Annotated in this window: 17 protein-coding genes; 8 read left to right on the top strand and 9 right to left on the bottom strand. The window is 55.8% G+C overall.

Going from position 1 to position 15,428, the window contains the following annotated elements:
- The first annotated feature begins 25 nt into the window (after positions 1-25).
- Together znuC and znuB are read left to right on the top strand one after the other, a co-directional pair.
- On the top strand, positions 26-781 hold the full coding sequence (gene znuC, locus L466_RS12090; protein WP_014170638.1) for a zinc ABC transporter ATP-binding protein ZnuC: 756 nt from the start codon (positions 26-28) through the stop codon (positions 779-781).
- Positions 778-1,563, top strand: a complete 786-nt coding sequence (gene znuB / locus L466_RS12095) for a zinc ABC transporter permease subunit ZnuB (protein WP_032680775.1) — start codon at positions 778-780, stop codon at positions 1,561-1,563. Before znuC ends, znuB begins: the two co-directional genes overlap by 4 nt.
- Before the next feature lie 39 nt (positions 1,564-1,602).
- Here znuB and ruvB read toward each other — a convergent pair whose 3' ends face one another.
- From ruvB to aspS, 6 genes are all read right to left on the bottom strand, one after another.
- A complete protein-coding gene (gene ruvB / locus L466_RS12100) occupies positions 1,603-2,613 on the bottom strand; it encodes a Holliday junction branch migration DNA helicase RuvB (protein ID WP_014170640.1) in 1,011 nt (336 codons plus the stop codon).
- Positions 2,614-2,621: 8 nt separating this feature from the next.
- Complete coding sequence (gene ruvA / locus L466_RS12105; RefSeq protein WP_020883395.1) at positions 2,622-3,233, bottom strand: Holliday junction branch migration protein RuvA; 612 nt, start codon at positions 3,231-3,233, stop codon at positions 2,622-2,624.
- Positions 3,234-3,313: 80 nt separating this feature from the next.
- Complete coding sequence (gene ruvC / locus L466_RS12110) at positions 3,314-3,835, bottom strand: crossover junction endodeoxyribonuclease RuvC (RefSeq protein ID WP_032680774.1); 522 nt, start codon at positions 3,833-3,835, stop codon at positions 3,314-3,316.
- A 34-nt stretch (positions 3,836-3,869) separates the two neighbouring features.
- Positions 3,870-4,610 carry a YebC/PmpR family DNA-binding transcriptional regulator gene (locus L466_RS12115; protein WP_014170643.1) on the bottom strand — a complete coding sequence of 247 codons (741 nt, stop codon included), beginning with the start codon at positions 4,608-4,610 and terminating at the stop codon, positions 3,870-3,872.
- A gap of 27 nt (positions 4,611-4,637) precedes the next feature.
- Entirely contained in the window at positions 4,638-5,081 is a 444-nt protein-coding gene (gene nudB, locus L466_RS12120) for a dihydroneopterin triphosphate diphosphatase (protein WP_014170644.1), read from the bottom strand.
- A gap of 1 nt (position 5,082) precedes the next feature.
- Positions 5,083-6,870: an aspartate--tRNA ligase gene (gene aspS, locus L466_RS12125; protein WP_032678430.1), complete on the bottom strand. Its 1,788-nt coding sequence runs from the start codon at positions 6,868-6,870 to the stop codon at positions 5,083-5,085.
- Between the two features lie 264 nt (positions 6,871-7,134).
- Here aspS and L466_RS12130 point away from each other — a divergent pair, with 264 nt between their 5' ends.
- Genes L466_RS12130 through cmoB form a run of 5 tightly spaced genes read left to right on the top strand, consistent with a single transcriptional unit; the run spans position 7,135 to position 10,715 of the window.
- Positions 7,135-7,701, top strand: a complete 567-nt coding sequence (locus L466_RS12130; protein ID WP_032678431.1) for a hydrolase — start codon at positions 7,135-7,137, stop codon at positions 7,699-7,701.
- Positions 7,698-8,516, top strand: coding sequence for a DUF72 domain-containing protein (locus L466_RS12135; RefSeq protein WP_020883392.1), 819 nt, complete (start codon positions 7,698-7,700; stop codon positions 8,514-8,516). Before L466_RS12130 ends, L466_RS12135 begins: the two co-directional genes overlap by 4 nt.
- 51 nt (positions 8,517-8,567) lie before the next feature.
- Positions 8,568-8,963, top strand: coding sequence for an MAPEG family protein (locus L466_RS12140; RefSeq protein WP_020883391.1), 396 nt, complete (start codon positions 8,568-8,570; stop codon positions 8,961-8,963).
- A gap of 40 nt (positions 8,964-9,003) precedes the next feature.
- Positions 9,004-9,747: a carboxy-S-adenosyl-L-methionine synthase CmoA gene (gene cmoA / locus L466_RS12145; RefSeq protein WP_020883390.1), complete on the top strand. Its 744-nt coding sequence runs from the start codon at positions 9,004-9,006 to the stop codon at positions 9,745-9,747.
- The gene (gene cmoB / locus L466_RS12150) at positions 9,744-10,715 is read left to right on the top strand and encodes a tRNA 5-methoxyuridine(34)/uridine 5-oxyacetic acid(34) synthase CmoB (RefSeq protein WP_020883389.1); all 972 of its coding nucleotides are present in this window, start codon (positions 9,744-9,746) and stop codon (positions 10,713-10,715) included. Before cmoA ends, cmoB begins: the two co-directional genes overlap by 4 nt.
- 183 nt (positions 10,716-10,898) lie before the next feature.
- On the opposite strand, the gene cutC is transcribed toward cmoB, so the two are convergent.
- Positions 10,899-11,642: a copper homeostasis protein CutC gene (gene cutC, locus L466_RS12155; protein WP_032680773.1), complete on the bottom strand. Its 744-nt coding sequence runs from the start codon at positions 11,640-11,642 to the stop codon at positions 10,899-10,901.
- A 76-nt stretch (positions 11,643-11,718) separates the two neighbouring features.
- On the bottom strand, positions 11,719-12,279 hold the full coding sequence (locus L466_RS12160) for a VOC family protein (RefSeq protein WP_014170652.1): 561 nt from the start codon (positions 12,277-12,279) through the stop codon (positions 11,719-11,721).
- A 239-nt stretch (positions 12,280-12,518) separates the two neighbouring features.
- Between L466_RS12160 and argS the strand changes: the two genes are divergently transcribed.
- A complete protein-coding gene (gene argS / locus L466_RS12165; protein WP_014170653.1) occupies positions 12,519-14,252 on the top strand; it encodes an arginine--tRNA ligase in 1,734 nt (577 codons plus the stop codon).
- 34 nt (positions 14,253-14,286) lie between these two features.
- Here the strand turns inward: argS and L466_RS12170 are convergent, their stop codons facing one another.
- Entirely contained in the window at positions 14,287-15,426 is a 1,140-nt protein-coding gene (locus L466_RS12170) for a beta-galactosidase BglB (RefSeq protein WP_032680772.1), read from the bottom strand.
- Between the last annotated feature and the right edge of the window lie 2 nt (positions 15,427-15,428).

Raw genomic sequence — 15,428 nt, 5'->3', positions numbered from 1 at the left:
TTGACTTCTGCAAGCTTAAATTGACATGACAACTTTGGTTTCTCTCGACAATATTTCGGTCTCATTTGGCCAACGCCGCGTCCTCTCTGACGTGTCGCTGGATCTGAAACCCGGCAAAATTCTGACGCTGCTCGGCCCCAATGGCGCAGGGAAATCCACCCTGGTGCGCGTGGTGCTGGGTCTGGTAACACCTGACGAAGGGGTTATCCGCCGTGAGGAAAAATTACGCATCGGCTATGTGCCGCAAAAACTCCACCTCGACGCTACACTGCCGCTGACGGTTAGCCGTTTCCTGCGTCTGCGCCCCGGGACACATAAAGCCGATATTCTTCCGGCGCTGAAACGCGTGCAGGCAGGCCATCTGATTGATGCCCCGCTGCAGAAACTGTCCGGCGGTGAAACCCAGCGCGTATTGCTTGCCCGCGCCCTGTTGAGCAGCCCACAGCTTCTGGTGCTGGATGAGCCGACGCAGGGTGTGGACGTCAATGGTCAGGTCGCACTTTATGATTTAATCGACCAGCTACGTCGCGAACTCAACTGTGCGGTGCTGATGGTTTCCCACGATCTCCATCTGGTGATGGCCAAGACCGACGAAGTGCTGTGCCTTAATCATCACATCTGCTGTTCCGGCACGCCGGAAGTGGTGTCAATGCACCCTGAATTCATCTCCATGTTCGGCCCTCGCGGCGCTGAGCAGCTGGGAATTTATCGCCATCATCACAATCACCGCCATGATTTACAGGGACGAATTGTCCTGCGCCGGGGAAATGGACACTCATGATTGAACTGTTACTGCCCGGCTGGCTGGCCGGGATTATGCTTGCCTGCGCCGCGGGCCCGCTGGGCTCGTTTGTGGTGTGGCGCAGAATGTCCTATTTTGGCGATACGCTGGCACACGCGTCTCTGCTGGGCGTTGCCTTTGGCCTGTTACTGGACGTGAATCCCTTCTACGCGGTGATTGTGGTTACGCTGCTGCTGGCCGCAGGGCTGGTATGGCTGGAAAAACGCCCTCACCTCGCCATCGATACGCTGCTTGGTATTATGGCCCACAGCGCCCTGTCGCTGGGTCTGGTGGTCGTGAGCCTGATGTCGAACATTCGTGTTGATCTGATGGCCTACCTGTTCGGTGACCTGCTGGCCGTGACGCCTGAAGATCTGATCTCCATCGCCGGTGGTGTGGTGGTTGTGCTGGGTATTCTGCTCTGGCAGTGGCGTAATTTGCTGGCAATGACCGTCAGCCCGGATCTGGCGTTTGTCGACGGCGTGAAGCTGCAGCGCGTGAAGCTGTTGCTGATGCTGGTGACGGCGTTAACGATTGGTGTGGCGATGAAATTCGTCGGCGCGCTGATCATCACTTCCCTGCTGATTATCCCCGCGGCCACTGCGCGTCGTTTTGCCCGTACACCGGAGCAAATGGCCGGTGTGGCGGTTATCATCGGGATGATTGCGGTAACGGGAGGGTTAACCTTCTCGGCGTTCTACGATACCCCTGCCGGCCCGTCTGTGGTGCTGTGTGCGGCGCTGCTGTTTATCTTCAGTATGATGAAGAAGCCTGCAAGCTGATCGACTCTCCCCTCTCCCCCCCGGGAGAGGGAACCTCTGCTACGGCATCGCTGGCGGGGTAATACCAAAATGGTTCCACGCCCGCACCGTTGCCATACGACCGCGCGGGGTACGTTGCAAGAAACCCTGCTGGATCAGATACGGCTCAAGCACATCTTCAATTGTCTCGCGTTCTTCACCAATCGCTGCCGCCAGGTTATCCAGTCCGACCGGACCGCCAAAGAACTTATCCAGTACCGCCAGCAACAGCTTACGGTCCATGTAGTCAAAGCCTTCGGCATCCACATTCAGCATATCCAGCGCCTGCGCTGCAATCTCAGCCGAGATCGTGCCATCGTGCTTTACTTCGGAAAAGTCACGTACGCGACGCAACAGGCGGTTCGCAATACGCGGCGTCCCCCGCGAGCGCTTCGCTACCTCAAACGCCCCTTCCTCGCTCATCTCCAGCCCCATATAGCGGGCACTGCGGCCAACGATATGCTGAAGATCCGCAACCTGATAGAACTCCAGACGCTGAACGATACCAAAACGATCGCGAAGCGGAGAGGTCAATGACCCGGCACGCGTCGTCGCGCCAATCAGGGTAAACGGAGGCAGATCGATTTTGATGGAACGTGCTGCCGGACCTTCCCCGATCATGATGTCCAGCTGGTAATCTTCCATTGCCGGATAGAGCACCTCTTCCACGACCGGCGACAGACGGTGGATCTCATCGATAAACAGCACGTCATGCGGTTCAAGGTTGGTCAACATTGCCGCCAGATCGCCCGCTTTTTCCAGCACCGGGCCAGAAGTTGTGCGCAGGTTAACGCCCATTTCATTGGCGACAATGTTCGCCAGCGTGGTTTTCCCCAGACCGGGAGGGCCAAAAATCAGCAGGTGATCGAGTGCATCGCCGCGCAGTTTTGCCGCCTGGATGAAGATCTCCATCTGAGAACGAACCTGCGGCTGGCCAATATACTCATCAAGCAGTTTCGGGCGGATGGCGCGATCCACCACGTCTTCTGCCTGAAGGGTGCCTGCCGATACCAGGCGATCTGCTTCAATCATCCTTTACCTCACAATGCCGCGCGTAGCGCTTCACGAATCAGGGTTTCACTGCTGGCATCCGGTTTGGCAATTTTGCTCACCATCCGGCTGGCCTCCTGAGGTTTATATCCCAGCGCCACCAGCGCAGCAACCGCTTCCTGTTCTGCATCATCAGAGGCTTGTGCGCCCGGCGAGGTAAGCACCAGATCAGCGGCTGGCGTAAACAGATCGCCATGCAGACCTTTAAAGCGGTCTTTCATCTCGACAATCAGACGCTCCGCGGTTTTCTTGCCGATACCCGGGAGTTTAATCAACGCAGCAGGATCTTCGCGCTCAACGGCATTGACGAACTGCGGAGCGGACATGCCGGACAAAATAGCCAGCGCCAGCTTCGGCCCGACGCCGTTGGTTTTGATCAGCTCGCGAAACAGCATCCGTTCCTGTTTGTTGTTGAAGCCATACAGCAACTGGGCATCTTCACGCACCACAAACTGGGTAAAGACAATCGCCTCTTTGCCCGCATCCGGCAACTCATAGAAGCAGGTCATCGGCATATGGACTTCATAGCCCACGCCACCGACTTCCAGCAGCACTAACGGGGGTTGTTTTTCAATGATGATGCCTCTGAGTCTGCCTATCACGTGACGCTCCTGCGTTCTGGAAGAAATTAACTGCCGACATAATAAAAAAAGGCTGGATAAACATCCAGCCTGATTTGTCATTATCGTAACCTGCCTCGCGCCAGATTAAGCCGCGATTCGCTCATCTGACCCGCGTTCTGGCTTATATGACAGTGGGTAATGGCTATCGCCAGCGCATCGGCGGCGTCTGCCTGCGGGTTCGCGGGAAGCTTCAGGAGCGTGCGCACCATATGCTGCACCTGACTTTTCTCCGCGCTACCAATCCCCACGACGGTCTGTTTGACCTGTCTGGCTGCGTATTCGAACACCGGAAGATCCTGATTCACCGCCGCCACAATGGCAACGCCCCGTGCCTGACCCAGTTTTAACGCTGAATCGGCGTTTTTCGCCATAAAGACCTGCTCGATGGCAAAAAAGTCGGGCTGAAACTGGGTGATGATCTCCGACACGCCAGCATAGATTAGCTTCAGGCGCGACGGCAGATCGTCCACTTTGGTCCGAATACAGCCGCTGCCAAGGTAGGTTAACTGGCGCCCTACCTGCCGGATGACGCCATAACCGGTGACGCGCGAGCCGGGGTCAATCCCGAGGATAATCGACATCACGCGTCTCCCGTAAACGGTTTATACGCTCTCATCAGAGAGTCGCTGCAACCTCATCAGAGATTTCACCGTTATGATACACTTCCTGCACGTCGTCGCAGTCTTCGAGCATGTCGATCAGACGCAGCAGTTTAGGTGCCGTTTCCGCATCCATGTCCGCTTTGGTTGACGGGATCATGGAAACTTCAGCGTTGTCTGCTTTCAGACCCGCCGCTTCCAGCGCGTCACGTACTGCGCCCATCTCTTCCCACGCGGTGTAGACGTCGATTGCGCCATCATCATAGGTCACAACGTCTTCTGCACCGGCTTCCAGCGCCGCTTCCATGATTACGTCTTCGTCGCCTTTCTCGAAGGAGATGACGCCTTTTTTGCTGAACAGATAGGCCACGGAGCCGTCAGTGCCCAGGTTACCACCGCATTTGCTGAAGGCATGACGCACTTCCGCTACGGTACGGTTACGGTTGTCGGACAGACATTCAACCATCACCGCCGTACCGCCCGGACCGTAACCTTCATAAATGATGGTTTCCATGTTCGCGTCTTCATCACCGCCTACGCCACGTGCGATAGCACGGTTCAGGGTGTCACGCGTCATGTTGTTGGACAGGGCTTTATCCACTGCCGCGCGCAGACGCGGGTTAGACGCCGCATCGCCGCCGCCCAGACGTGCCGCTGTAACCAGCTCACGAATAATTTTGGTGAAGATCTTACCGCGCTTGGCATCCTGTGCCGCTTTGCGGTGTTTGGTGTTGGCCCACTTACTATGACCTGCCATAAAAATTTCCTCAAAGAGCGCGCCTTTTCAGGCTACGTTAATTACAAATTCTTCAATCGCCTGCCGGTTGCTCCACGATTTGGTCAGTGCAGCGGCATCCGCCGCATCCACCCAGCGGTAGGTCAGGTGTTCGGTAAACACGATCTCCCGTTCATGGGGGAGCGCGAGACAGAACCACGATTCCGTATTGCGCTCAATACCCGGCGCATAGCGATGACGTAAATGGCTAAAAATTTCAAACTCCACCGTGCGCTGACAGTCCTTCAGGGTCAGTTGCTCGCAAGCAACGTCAATGGTGACCTCTTCCTTTACTTCGCGCGCGGCGGCCTGCGACGCGGTCTCCCCCTCTTCCAGGCTGCCGGTAACCGACTGCCAGAAATCAGGGTCATCGCGCCGCTGCAACATCAGCACCCGTTTCGTATCTTCTGCATAAATGACAACCAGAACCGAAACGGGACGCTTATACTGCATATTATTCGTTCTCCGAAATCTCTTTTGAAGCTTTCGGAAGCACCTGAATGCCCAGCTCAGCCAGCGCGGCCGGGTTGGCAAAGCTTGGGGCTTCCGTCATCAGACAGGCCGCAGCCGTGGTTTTCGGGAAGGCGATAACATCACGAATGTTGTCGGTGCCGGTCAGCAGCATGGTCAAACGGTCAAGACCGAATGCCAGACCCGCGTGTGGCGGCGTACCGTATTTCAGGGCGTCCAGCAGGAAGCCGAATTTCTCGCGCTGTTCGTGCTCGTTGATTCCCAGAATACCAAACACGGTTTGCTGCATTTCGCCGCTGTGAATACGCACGGAACCGCCACCCACTTCGTAGCCGTTGATAACCATGTCATACGCGTTTGCTACCGCATCTTCCGGTGCCGCTTTCAGCTCTGCCGCCGTCATGTCTTTTGGCGAGGTGAACGGGTGGTGCATTGCGGTCAGGCCGCCTTCACCGTCGTCTTCGAACATTGGGAAGTCGATTACCCACAGCGGAGCCCATTTGCTCTCGTCCGTCAGGCTCAGGTCTTTACCCAGCTTCAGACGCAGCGCGCCCATCGCGTCAGCAACGATTTTCTTGTTGTCTGCGCCAAAGAAGATCATGTCGCCATCCTGTGCGCCGGTGCGCTCGAGGATCGCTTCCACGATTTCCGCGTTCAGGAATTTCGCCACCGGGCTGGTAATGCCTTCCAGACCTTTCGCACGTTCGGTCACTTTAATATAGGCCAGACCTTTCGCGCCGTAGATCTTGATGAAGTTGCCGTAATCGTCAATCTGCTTACGGCTCAGCGCCGCACCGCCCGGTACACGCAGGGCAGCCACGCGACCTTTTGGATCGTTAGCCGGGCCGGCAAATACCGCGAACTCAACGGATTTCACCAGGTCTGCAACGTCCACCAGCTCCATCGGGTTACGCAGGTCTGGTTTGTCAGAACCGTAGCGACGTTCAGCTTCAGCGAAGGTCATGATGGGGAAATCACCCAGTTCCACGCCTTTCACGTCATTCCACAGACTGCGCACCAGGGCTTCCATCACTTCACGCACCTGCTCGGCCGTCATGAAGGAGGTTTCCACATCGATCTGGGTAAATTCTGGCTGACGATCAGCACGCAGGTCTTCGTCGCGGAAGCATTTTACAATCTGATAGTAGCGATCGAAGCCGGACATCATCAGCAGCTGTTTAAACAGCTGAGGAGACTGTGGCAGCGCGTAGAATTTGCCTTTGTGTACACGGGATGGAACCAGGTAGTCGCGCGCGCCTTCCGGTGTGGCTTTGGTCAGCATCGGGGTTTCGATGTCGAGGAAACCGTGGTCATCCATAAAGCGACGCACCAGGCTGGTGATTTTCGCACGGGTTTTCAGGCGCTGAGCCATTTCCGGACGACGCAGGTCCAGATAGCGGTATTTCAGACGCGCTTCTTCAGTGTTGACGTGGTTGGAGTCCAGCGGCAGCGCTTCAGCACGGTTGATGATAACCAGATCCGACGCCAGCACTTCAATTGCGCCGGTCGCCATGTCTGCGTTAACGTTTTTCTCGTCACGCGCACGTACGGTGCCGGTGACCTGAATGCAGAACTCATTACGCAGCTCAGAAGCCAGCTTCAACGCATCTGCGCGATCTGGGTCGAAGAACACCTGAACGATACCTTCGCGGTCGCGCATATCGATGAAGATAAGGCTCCCAAGATCACGACGACGATTGACCCAACCACACAGGGTTACCTGCTGTCCAACGTGGGACTGACGCAGCTGCCCGCAATATTCTGTACGCATGAGATATCCCTTAATTAGCCGCAGGCTAAATGTCGCCTGGAATGCAGGCTACTATGTCGCAGCTTTCTGTATGTCACAACTGGATGAAAAAAGGCGGCTATTATACTGGAAATTCCGCCGGACGATAAGAGCGAACCACGGCCAGACGGTCGTTTGCTGCGCGCTTATTGCGTATTCTCACAAAAATTAACAAAATTATCCGACCGATAACAGGTCATTACGTCGTAAGGTGTAGCGGAAGCGACTCATTTCACTGGAGTTACCATGTTAACACTTAATGCCCGCAAAACCGCGCTTGTGGTGATTGATTTACAGGAAGGGATCCTGCCGTTTGCCGGAGGCCCGCACAGCGCCGAAGATGTTGTCAGCCGCGCCGCGCGTCTGGCAGAAAAATGCCGTGCCAGCGGTGCCCCTGTGATCATGGTGCGCGTTGGCTGGTCAGCGGATTTCGCTGAGGCCTTAAAACAGCCTGTCGATGCTCAGGTTGCAGCACATTCACTACCTGAAAACTGGTGGACCTATCCGGTTTCGCTCGGCAAACGGGACAGCGATATCGAAGTGACCAAACGCCAGTGGGGCGCATTCTACGGCACCGATCTTGAGCTGCAGCTGCGTCGGCGCGGTATCGACACCCTGATTCTCTGTGGGATCTCCACCAACATTGGCGTGGAATCCACCGCCCGGAACGCCTGGGAGCTGGGCTTTAACCTGGTGATTGCTGAAGATGCATGCAGCGCAGCGTCTGCGGAGCAGCACCAGGGCAGTATGACCCACATCTTCCCGCGCATTGGCCGCGTGCGTAGCACGGACGACATTATAAGCGCCCTATGATCTACCTTGGCCTGCCCCAGTGGTCGCACCCGAAATGGGTGCGCCTGGGTATTACCAGCCTTGAAGAATATGCCCGTCATTTCAACTGTGTCGAGGGCAATACCACCCTCTACGCGTTGCCCAGAGCAGAGATTGTTGAGCGCTGGCGCGACCAGACGACCGATGATTTCCGCTTCTGCTTCAAGTTTCCGGCGACGATCTCCCACACCGCTGCGCTGCGAAACTGCGGTGATTTGACCGACGAGTTCTTTGGCCGGATGTCACCGCTGGCGAACCGCATCGGTCAGTACTGGTTGCAGCTTCCGGCCACCTTTAGCCCACGTGACCTACCTGCGCTATGGCAGTTCCTTGATACCCTGCCCAAGGACTTTACCTATGGCGTTGAGGTGAGACATGCGGCGTTTTTTGCCAAGGGAGAGGCTGAAACGGCGCTTAACCGTGGCTTACATGCGCGCGGGGTGAACCGGGTGATTCTCGACAGCCGCCCCGTGCACAGCGCCATCCCGCATAACGAGGCCATCATTGATGCCCAGCGTAAAAAGCCCAGAGTGCCTGTTCACGCCGTGGTCACCGCGCAAAACCCGATGGTCAGGTTTATCGGCAGCGATAATATGCAGCAAAACCAGGAGATGTTCGCCGTCTGGCTGCAAAAATTAGCAAAATGGGAGCAAACCACCACGCCGTATCTCTTTCTCCATACGCCGGATATCGCTCACGCCCCCGAACTGGTCGATGTTCTCTGGCAGGCCTTGCAGGCTGCGGTTCCGTCTGTAGGCAGCGCCCCTTCTATCCCACAACAATCTTCTCTTTTCTGATATCAGCCCCTATCATAGGAAGGTGCCATCTGCCAAAAACAGGGAGTTAGTATGGTCAGCGCGCTGTATGCGGTGTTAGGTGCATTACTGCTGATTAAGTTTTCATTTGATGTTGTGCGCCTGCGGATGCAGTACCGTGTTTCTTACGGTGACGGCGGTTTTTCTGAGTTACAAAGCGCTATCCGCATTCACGGTAACGCGGTTGAGTACATCCCCGTTGCGTTAATTTTGCTGCTGTTTATGGAAATGAACGGCGCGGAAACCTGGATGGTGCACGTCTGCGGCCTGCTTCTGATTGCAGGCCGGTTAATGCATTATTACGGCTTTCACCACCGCTTGTTCCGCTGGCGTCGTTCCGGCATGAGCGCGACCTGGTGTTCGCTTTTGCTGATGGTGCTGGCTAACCTTTGGTATATGCCGTGGGAGTTGGTTTTCTCCTTCCATTAGCGCACAATACGCCACTTTATTTTTCCCGGATTTTTACGTTATGTCAGATCGCGACACGCTTTTTTCCGCGCCTATCGCCAGCCTGGGCGACTGGACCTTCGATGAACGGGTAGCCGAAGTCTTCCCGGATATGATCCAGCGCTCTGTTCCCGGTTATTCTAATATCATCTCTATGATCGGCATGCTGGCTGAGCGTTTCGTTCAACCCGGCACGCAGGTATATGATCTGGGCTGCTCGCTCGGCGCGGCAACGCTGTCTGTTCGTCGTAACGTTCACCATGAAGGCTGCAAAATCATTGCCGTCGATAACTCCCCGGCCATGGTGGAACGCTGCCGTCGCCACATCGACGCGTATAAAGCCCCGACGCCAGTCGAGGTTGTGGAAGGTGATATCCGTGATATCGACATCAATAACGCGTCGCTGGTGGTTCTGAATTTTACTCTGCAGTTCCTGGTGCCTGAAGACCGTCAGCTGTTGCTGGACAAAATCTATAAAGGCCTGAAGCCCGGTGGCGCGCTGGTGCTGTCCGAGAAATTCAGCTTTGAAGATGCCGAAGTGGGTGAGCTGCTGTTCAATATGCACCACGACTTCAAACGGGCCAACGGCTATAGCGAACTGGAAATTAGCCAGAAACGTAGCATGCTCGAAAACGTGATGCTGACGGACTCCGTCGAAACCCATAAAGCACGCCTGCGTCAGGCAGGCTTCGAGCACAGCGAACTGTGGTTCCAGTGCTTCAACTTCGGCTCGCTGGTGGCGCTGAAAGGTGGGGACATCGCATGATCGAGTTCAGTAATTTCTATCAGCTGATTGCCAAAAACCACCTCTCCCACTGGCTGGAGACACTGCCTGCACAAATTGCTGCCTGGCAGCGGGATCAGCAGCATGGTCTGTTAAAGCAGTGGTCCAACGCGGTGGAGTTTCTGCCGGAACTGACTCCGCACCGTCTGGATCTGCTCCACAGCGTTACCGCGCAAAGCGAAACGCCGCTTCCGCCCGGGCAGATAAACCGCATTGAAACGCTGATGCGTAACCTGATGCCGTGGCGCAAAGGTCCGTTCTCACTCTACGGCGTTAACATTAATACTGAATGGCGTTCTGACTGGAAATGGGATCGCGTGCTGCCTCACCTTTCCGACCTCACCGGGCGAACCATTCTGGATGTTGGCTGCGGCAGCGGGTACCACATGTGGCGCATGATTGGCGCAGGGGCACATCTGGCAGTGGGGATTGACCCTATGCAGCTGTTCCTGTGCCAGTTTGAAGCGGTGCGTAAATTGCTGGGTAACGACCAGCGCGCGCACCTGCTGCCGTTGGGTATTGAGCAGCTCCCTGCCCTGAAGGCGTTTGACACCGTGTTTTCGATGGGTGTCCTGTACCACCGCCGCTCCCCACTCGAACATCTGTGGCAGCTGAAAGATCAGCTGGTCAGCGGCGGCGAGCTGGTGCTGGAAACGCTGGTGGTAGAGGGTGATGAGAATACCGTTCTGGTGCCGGGCGATCGCTATGCGCAGATGCGGAACGTTTACTTTATCCCTTCCGCGCCAGCGCTGAAAAACTGGCTGGAGAAGTGCGGTTTTGTGGATGTCCGTATTGCCGATGTTTGCGTAACGTCAACTGAAGAACAGCGTCGCACCGACTGGATGATCACGGAATCACTGGCGGAATTCCTCGACCCGGCAGACCACAGCAAGACTGTCGAAGGGTATCCTGCGCCAATGCGCGCGGTGTTGATCGCGACGAAACCGTAGATTCCCCCGGTCCTCTTCCCAAAGGGGCGAGGGAGAAAAGACCGCACCGTACTGTCCCTCTCCTCTTTGGGGAGAGGGTTAGGGTGAGGGGCATAAAAAAAGGCCCCTGTTGAAATTGCAGGGGCCTGGTACAAGCAAGCATCATATTGGGCGACATGATGCGCGGTAAAAATCGGTACGTTGCTACACGTGATGACGTTCAATCATCGATTTCATTACCGCAACCGACTCTCCCTCTACACCGTAGCGTGAATACTCATCCGCTTCAGCATCCGTCGACATTGACAACCCTGTGTTGCGATAACGCATGGGCGATGGCATCCATTTGCCTGCAGAGCTGTGAAGCTCCTCTACCCCGGCGTTTAAAAACAGTTCCATATTGCTGGCACGTACTCCCGCACCCGCCATTATTATTGGAACACCGGAATGTGCTTTTAGTTCCGTAATTAATTGCAGTCCTTTTTCAGCAGAGGACTGCTGACCCGATGTCAGGACCCGCGCCACGCCAAGTTCAGCAAGAATATCAAAGGATTGCAGGGGATCTTTACACATATCAAACGCGCGATGAAAAGTGACCGCCATCCCTTTTGCCGCGTTCATGACCTGACGCATGCGCGGCAGATCGACATTGCCGTCTTCATCAAGCAACCCAATAACCAGGCCGGGGAATCCCAGATCGCGAACGAGAGTAATATCTTCAAGCATGGCACTGAACTCGCCCGGCGTGTAACAGAAATCGCCGCCGCGAGGACGAATAATCGGGTGTACCGGAACGGTGACAGCCTGACGGGCAGACTTCAGCATCCCGTATGAAGGCGTTAACCCACCCTCTTTGGGTGCGGCGCACAGTTCAATGCGGTCAGCCCCGTGCTGTTGCGCGGTGACGGCACACTCCACGCTGTAACAACAAATCTCCAGCAGCGCCATTACATCCTCCTTAATATCCACTTAACGCACCATCATGACACGCAGGCTACGCCCGGTCTCAGCGTACGGTCACATCTTATGCTTCGCTGGCAACAATCTGTTCAATCGTCCAGGGATGGAACTTCACGGTAACCTGTCCGTCAGTGACGGCCAGAGTAGGATTAGGCAGACGCTCACGTTCGCCTTTCGGGGAACTTGTTTTCACAAAAATGCCAGGCTTGCTCAGACCCTCGTCAGACAACAGCGCCAGTGCACGGGCATTCAGCGTTTCGGGCTCACCCGGCAGGACAATTTCGATATGCTCCCATCCTTCATGCGGATAGCGTTTCTCGCCCGGCCAGGGCAATTCGACCACACTGAACTGCCAGTGAGCCACGCACACCGGTTCATGCAGTTTGAACAGGCAGATGGGGCGACCGTTGATGATGTTCTCGGAGAGTAACTCGCCACACTGTTCAAACCCGCGACGCCAGCGCTCGGCGGTTGCGTTCTGATGGCAGCGCAAGGAGATGTGATCGGCCTCAAGCGGCGCAATATCCAGACCAAGGCGGGTGGCAAGTTCTGTGAACGCCTGGGTGAAGCGCGGTAAATCTGCGGAAATATCATGCAGTTCGTCAATGGAGTGCCAGTTCGCCATACGTCAGTCTCTTATCGTGTCGCAAAGCCGCTAATTTACTCTGTTGCCCTCTTTCGACCAACCTCTGAATAGCGGTTTTTACGACTGCATGTTTATGCATGCTTTCTTAGCCTGGATTCTGAGCAATCTTCGGCCCCCGCAATGCTGACGCCAGAAGGCATTTGCAGTATACTCCCGCCCTAAATTCTTTAACTGGCGCGGGCGGTTATTTGCCCGCATCAAAAATGTAAGGTATCCAGGTGAATATTCAGGCTCTTCTCTCCGAAAAAGTCAGTCAGGCACTGATTGCCGCAGGTGCGCCTGCGGATTGCGAACCGCAGGTTCGTCAGTCAGCAAAAGTACAGTTTGGCGACTATCAGGCTAATGGCGTGATGGCAGTGGCTAAAAAACTGGGTATGCCGCCGCGACAACTCGCCGAGCAGGTGCTGACTCATCTGGATCTCACCGGTATTGCCAGCAAAACTGAAATCGCCGGCCCTGGATTTATCAACATCTTCCTTGAGCCTGCTTTCCTGGCACGCCACGTTGACGCGGCGCTGAAATCTGACCGTCTGGGTGTCTCCCAGCCAGAAGCGCAGACCGTGGTGATTGACTACTCAGCGCCAAACGTGGCGAAAGAGATGCACGTAGGGCACCTGCGTTCCACCATTATCGGTGACGCGGCCGTGCGTACCCTGGAATTCCTCGGTCACAAAGTGATCCGCGCGAACCACGTGGGCGACTGGGGTACCCAGTTCGGGATGCTGATTGCTTACCTGGAAAAACAGCAGCAGGAAAATGCAGGTGAGATGGCCCTGGCAGACCTGGAAGGGTTCTACCGCGAAGCTAAAAAACACTACGACGAAGACGACGCTTTTGCCGAGCGCGCGCGCAGTTACGTGGTAAAACTGCAGGGCGGCGACCCGTACTTCCTCGAGATGTGGCGTAAACTGGTTGACATCACCATGTCCCAGAACCAGCTCACCTATAATCGTCTGAACGTTACCCTGACCCGTGACGATGTGATGGGTGAAAGCCTCTATAACCCGATGCTGCCTGGCATTGTGGCCGACCTGAAAGCCAAAAACCTGGCGGTTGAGAGCGAAGGCGCGACGGTCGTGTTCCTTGATGAGTATAAAAACAAGGAAGGTGAACCGATGGGCGTGATCATCCAGAAAAAGGATGGCGGCTATCTCTACACCACCACCGATATCGCCTGTGCGAAATACCGTTACGAAACGCTGCATGCGGACCGCGTGCTGTACTACATCGACTCCCGTCAGCACCAGCACCTGATGCAGGCGTGGACTATCGTGCGCAAAGCAGGCTACGTGCCGGATTCCGTGCCGCTTGAACACCATATGTTCGGCATGATGCTGGGTAAAGACGGTAAGCCGTTCAAAACCCGTGCAGGCGGTACCGTGAAGCTGTCCGACCTGCTGGACGAAGCGCTGGAACGCGCCCGCCGTCTGGTGGCCGAGAAGAATCCGGATATGCCTGCCGATGAGCTGGAAAAACTCGCCAACGCCGTGGGTATCGGTGCAGTGAAGTACGCGGATCTCTCCAAGAACCGTACCACCGACTATATCTTCGACTGGGATAACATGCTGGCCTTTGAAGGTAATACTGCGCCGTATATGCAGTACGCCTACACCCGCGTGCTCTCCGTGTTCCGTAAAGCCAGTATCGATGAAAGCGCGCTGGCCAATGCTGAGGTAATCATTTCCGAAGATCGCGAAGCCCAGCTGGCGGCACGTCTGCTGCAGTTTGAAGAGACGCTGGCCGTTGTCGCACGTGACGGTACCCCGCATGTGATGTGCTCTTACCTGTACGATCTGGCGGGTCTGTTCTCCGGTTTCTACGAACACTGCCCTATCCTGTCTGCGGAAAGCGAAGCGGTCCGCAACAGCCGCCTGAAGCTGGCTCAGCTGACGGCGAAGACCCTGAAGCTGGGTCTGGATACCCTGGGTATCGAAACCGTAGAGCGCATGTAATAAACAAACCCGGCCATCGCCGGGTTTTTTATGTTCAAAAATATTTGCGCAGGTATTCCGTTAAACACAGGATTGCCATGGCCTGTCCATAGGGCATCGACGTGAGTGGGATCTGGCGATAGAACGCCAGATCGCTGCCCATCCCCGTACCGAACGACGTCTGCAGTAACTCTCCTTCTGGCGAAATATTTTCCACAATGCCGCGAATCGCTTTCTCCGCCACCTCAGCATATTCAGCGCCGACATAGCGTTTACGCACCGCTTTCAGAATACCGTAGGCAAAGCCTGCCGTGGCTGACGCCTCAAGGTAGGCGTGCGGATCGTCGAGCAGCGTATGCCACAGGCCGCTATCGTCCTGACATTTGGCGAGGGCCGCAATCTGTGCGTTCAGCACCTGCACAAGGTAGCGACGAACGGCGTTATGTTCAGGCAAATCCACCAGCTCAAGGAAATCCGGGATCACGATGGTCAGCCAGCTGTTGCCTCGTGCCCAGCGTGCCTTCGCAAAGTTATGGTGGCCTTCGTAATTCCAGCCGTGGAACCACAGGCCGGTCTCGCGATCCATCAGGTTTTGCACGTGCAGCAGAAACTGATACACCGCCTCTTCAACGTACTCCGGTTTATTAAGGAGCTTGCCGATTTTCGCCAGCGGCAGAACCGTCATCATCAGCGTGTCATCCCACATCTGCTGAGAATTCTCTTCCGCCAGGGTGATGTGCTGCATGCCGCCATGGTCGGTGCGCGGCATCTCATTCATGGCCCACTCCGCCCAACTTTCCAGCCACGGCAGCCAGGCCGGGTTTCTGGTCTCTTCGTAACGATATGCCAGCGTCAGGAACGGTGACATGGTATTCACGTTTTTGGTGGTCGCCCCTTCCCTGAAACGATCGGCAAACCAGCGGTCAATGATGTCACGCATCGCTTCGTCGCCCGTCTGGCAGTAATACTGCCAGATACCGTATAACCCCACGCCGTGGGTCCACTCCCAGCCTGCCCATCCTTTGGTGTCAATGACCCGCCCGTCGTCCAGGCGCAGTAAAAACTCACCTGTTGTATCGTGGATATTAACGAGGTTATGCGTCACCTTTTCAATCAGCGATTTCAGCTCGTCCCGGGCGATGAAATGCGCAGGCTGACGCAGGAGTGGACTGTGTTTGACCGGCCAAACTTTCATTA

The sequence above is a fragment of the Enterobacter sp. BIDMC 30 genome (genome assembly GCF_000534355.1).
GTDB lineage: Bacteria > Pseudomonadota > Gammaproteobacteria > Enterobacterales > Enterobacteriaceae > Enterobacter > Enterobacter ludwigii.
Note: the sequence above shows the minus strand (reverse complement) of the source record. Positions and strands in the feature narration are given on the sequence as shown.